The 463-nt window shown below is 63.5% G+C and carries 1 protein-coding gene; it reads left to right on the forward strand.

The window, feature by feature from the left end; translation table 11 throughout:
• Window positions 1-463: DDE-type integrase/transposase/recombinase (locus AB3X89_RS40215; RefSeq protein ID WP_368588055.1), on the forward strand; the 463-nt coding region annotated here is incomplete at both ends.

Genomic DNA, 463 nt, shown 5'->3' on the forward strand with positions numbered 1-463 from the left:
GCACGACGATCTTCAACGCGCTTCAGCGCAATCACGGCTATACGGGCAGCTATTCTGCAGTGCGGCGCTTCCTGCTGCACCTGAAGGCCGAGCGCGGCGCGAGAGCAACGACGATCCTGGAGTTCGCTCCGGCGGACGCAGCGCAGCTCGACTTCGGTGCCGGTCCCGTTTTGACACACGAATCCGGCGTACCGCTCAAGACATGGTTCTTCGTGATGACGCTGTGCTGGTCGCGGCACCAGTATGCAGAGCTCGTGCCGGATCAAACGGTCGAGACGTGGCTGGCCTGCCACCGGCGCGCCTTCGAATGGTTCGGCGGCCGCGTGGAGCGCGTGATCATCGACAACGCCAAATGCGCGATTACAAAGGCGTGTATGTACGATCCCGAGGTACAGCGCTCGTACGCCGCGCTGGCCGAGGGGTACGGCTTCCGGATCGATGCATGCCCTCCACACGATCCTGC

It is taken from the genome of Paraburkholderia sp. BR14320 (genome assembly GCF_040948665.1).
Taxonomy (GTDB): Bacteria; Pseudomonadota; Gammaproteobacteria; order Burkholderiales; family Burkholderiaceae; genus Paraburkholderia; species Paraburkholderia youngii.